This is a genomic window from Dietzia sp. DQ11-44 (assembly GCF_014145205.1).
In the GTDB taxonomy this organism is placed as follows: domain Bacteria; phylum Actinomycetota; class Actinomycetes; order Mycobacteriales; family Mycobacteriaceae; genus Dietzia; species Dietzia natronolimnaea.
This window is the reverse complement of sequence record NZ_JAALEC010000583.1, coordinates 1-2580: the sequence shown is the minus strand read 5'-3', so window position 1 is coordinate 2580 and position 2580 is coordinate 1. Positions and strand designations below refer to the sequence as shown.

Annotated in this window: 4 protein-coding genes; 1 reads left to right on the top strand and 3 read right to left on the bottom strand. The window is 71.4% G+C overall.

Going from position 1 to position 2580, the window contains the following annotated elements:
* A partial coding sequence (gene xseA, locus G6018_RS13790) for an exodeoxyribonuclease VII large subunit (protein WP_182639913.1) occupies positions 1 to 869 on the bottom strand: 869 nt, incomplete at its 3' end.
* A complete protein-coding gene (locus G6018_RS13785) occupies positions 866 to 1249 on the bottom strand; it encodes a hypothetical protein (RefSeq protein ID WP_182639912.1) in 384 nt (127 codons plus the stop codon). The genes xseA and G6018_RS13785, both read right to left, overlap by 4 nt.
* A 72-nt stretch (positions 1250 to 1321) precedes the next feature.
* Here G6018_RS13785 and G6018_RS13780 point away from each other — a divergent pair, with 72 nt between their 5' ends.
* Positions 1322 to 2302 carry a 4-hydroxy-3-methylbut-2-enyl diphosphate reductase gene (locus tag G6018_RS13780; protein ID WP_179525649.1) on the top strand — a complete coding sequence of 327 codons (981 nt, stop codon included), beginning with the start codon at positions 1322 to 1324 and terminating at the stop codon, positions 2300 to 2302.
* Positions 2303 to 2350: 48 nt separating this feature from the next.
* Here G6018_RS13780 and G6018_RS13775 read toward each other — a convergent pair.
* The coding region (locus G6018_RS13775; RefSeq protein ID WP_347237871.1) for a DUF6542 domain-containing protein at positions 2351 to 2580 on the bottom strand (230 nt) is incomplete at its 5' end.

The window sequence follows — 2580 nt, the reverse complement described above, 5'->3', positions numbered from 1 at the left end:
GCGGTCCGGGCGCGGGCCTCGACGATGCGGCGACGCTCCTCGGCGACGTCCGGGACCACGCGCTTGGCGGCGTCGGTGGGGGTGGCCGCGCGCAGGTCGGCGACCAGATCGGAGAGCGGGGAGTCCGGCTCGTGTCCGATCGCGCTGACCACGGGCGTGCGACACCGCGAGATCGCCCGCACCAGGGCCTCGTCGGAGAACGGGAGGAGATCCTCGACCGAGCCCCCACCTCGGGCCAGGATGATCACGTCGACGACCGGGTCGGCGTCGAGTTCCGCCAACGCCTCCAGGATCTGCGGTACGGCCGACGGTCCCTGGACCGCGGTGTTGCGGACGGCGAACCGCACGTCGGGCCACCGACCCCGGGACACCTCGACCACGTCGCGCTCGGCCGCACTCGCGCGGCCGGTCACCAGCCCGACACAGGTCGGCAGGAACGGCAGCGGGCGCTTGAGACGAGGGTCGAACAGCCCCTCGGCGGCCAGGGCCTGCTTGAGCCTCTCGATGCGGGCGAGGAGTTCGCCGATGCCCACCGGGCGGATCTCGGAGACCTGGAGCGAGAACGATCCACGACCGGTGTAGAAGCGGGGCGTTCCCCGGACCACGACCCGGCTGCCCTCGGTGACCGGCACGGGCGCCTCGGAGATGAGGCGGGGCGGGCAGGTGAGGGTCAGCGAATTGTCCACCGAGGGGTCGCGCAGGGTGAGGAACGCCGTCCGTGTGCCCGGGCGCAGGCTGAGCTGGGTGATCTGCCCCTCGACCCAGACGACGCCGAGACGGTGGATCCAGTTGGCGATCTGGTCCGAGACCACCCGGACCGGCCACGGCTGTTCGGGGCTGCTGGGGGACCTCGTCGATCCGGCGGTCACGTGGTGCGTGGCGCGACGCGGCCGGTCGGAACGTCGGGCTCGTCGCCGCCGGGACCGCGGTCCCCGCCCGGGCCCACGGCGGTGTCAGCCCCGCCCCCGGCCCCGTCGTCGTCGAGGTCCTCGTCGAAGGTCGCCCACTCCGGCTTGTCCGACCGGGAGGGGAACACCGTCGCGATCACCCGATCGCCCTTGACCGCGAGACCGGCGACGGTCTGGCCGGCGTGCAGGTACGACTGCACCAGGCTGCCGGCGACCTTCACGGGGACCGCGGGCAGCGAGACCGCCGCCTGGAGCGCGCGACCGGGGAGCTCCACGGCGAGCTCCACCGCGGAGGCGGCGACCCCGATGGAGACACGGGTGAGGAAGAACGGACGGAGCATGGGAACCTCTCTGCCGGGGGGCGTCCGGGAGGCGTGATGGTCGGAATCCAGTATGAACCGTACCCTGGTGACATGACCGAGCAGACCGACATGATCGCCGAACCGGCAACCAAGCGAGTGCTCCTCGCGGAACCGCGCGGCTATTGCGCCGGCGTCGACCGGGCAGTCGAGACGGTCGAGAAGGCCCTGGCCAAGCATGGTGCCCCGCTGTACGTCCGCAAGGAGATCGTCCACAACAAGCACGTCGTGGAGTCCTTCACCGACCAGGGCGTGATCTTCGTCGACGAGACCGACGAGGTCCCGCACGGGTCGAACCTGGTGTTCTCCGCCCACGGCGTCTCGCCGGCCGTCCGCGAGAGCGCCCTGCAGCTGGAGCTGAACACCTTCGACGCCACCTGCCCGCTCGTGACCAAGGTCCACACCGAGGTCAAGCGCTTCGCCCGGGAGGGGTACCTGATCCTCCTGGTCGGCCACGAGGGCCACGAGGAGGTCGAGGGGACCGCGGGCGAGGCCCCCGATGTGGTGACCCTGGTCGACGGCCCGGAGTCCGTCGACGCCCTCGACATCCCCGTCGACACCGAGAAGCTGATCTGGCTCTCGCAGACCACGCTCAGCGTGGACGAGACGATGGAGACGGTGCGGCGGCTCAAGGAGAAGTACCCGACGCTGATCGATCCGCCGTCGGACGACATCTGCTACGCCACCCAGAACCGGCAGGTCGCGGTCAAGACGATGGCGCCGCAGTGCGACCTGGTGATCGTGGTGGGCTCCCAGAACTCGTCCAACTCTGTCCGCCTGGTCGAGGTGGCCCTGCAGGCCGGTGCGCGCGACGCGCACCTGGTGGACTACGCCAAGGAGATCGACACGTCCTGGTTCGAGGGCGTCACCACGGTGGGGGTGACCTCGGGCGCCTCGGTGCCGGAGTTGCTGGTCCGAGGTGTGGTGGACCTGCTGGCCGACCACGGCTTCAACGACGTCTCCTCGGTGCGGACCGCCCAGGAGACCATCACGTTCTCGCTGCCCCGCGAGCTGCGGGTTCCCAAGAAGGTCTGATCCGCGGGAGCCCCGGGAGCCCCGGGAGCCCCGGGATCCGCGGGAGCCTCAGCGGCGGGCGTGCGCCGGGGCCGCCCGCTGGCGGCGGACGGCCACCGGTCGCGGGCTGCGGGGTTCGAGGACGAAGGCCCTGATCAGGGCGATCGCCACCACGACCAGGGTGGTCGTGAGCATCAGCGGGAACCTGGTCGCCAGTGGCAGCACCAGCGAGATCATCTGGGAACGGGAGAAGGCCGCCGCGGTCAGCCCCGCTCCGGCGATCACCGAGGCCATCGGGA

Bases quoted from the DNA above. Each gene is read 5' to 3' on its own strand.
- G6018_RS13785 (WP_182639912.1), bottom strand. From the start codon at position 1,249: ATGCTCCGTCCGTTCTTCCTCACCCGTGTCTCCATCGGGGTCGCCGCC.
- G6018_RS13780 (WP_179525649.1), top strand. From the start codon at position 1,322: ATGACCGAGCAGACCGACATGATCGCCGAACCGGCAACCAAGCGAGTG.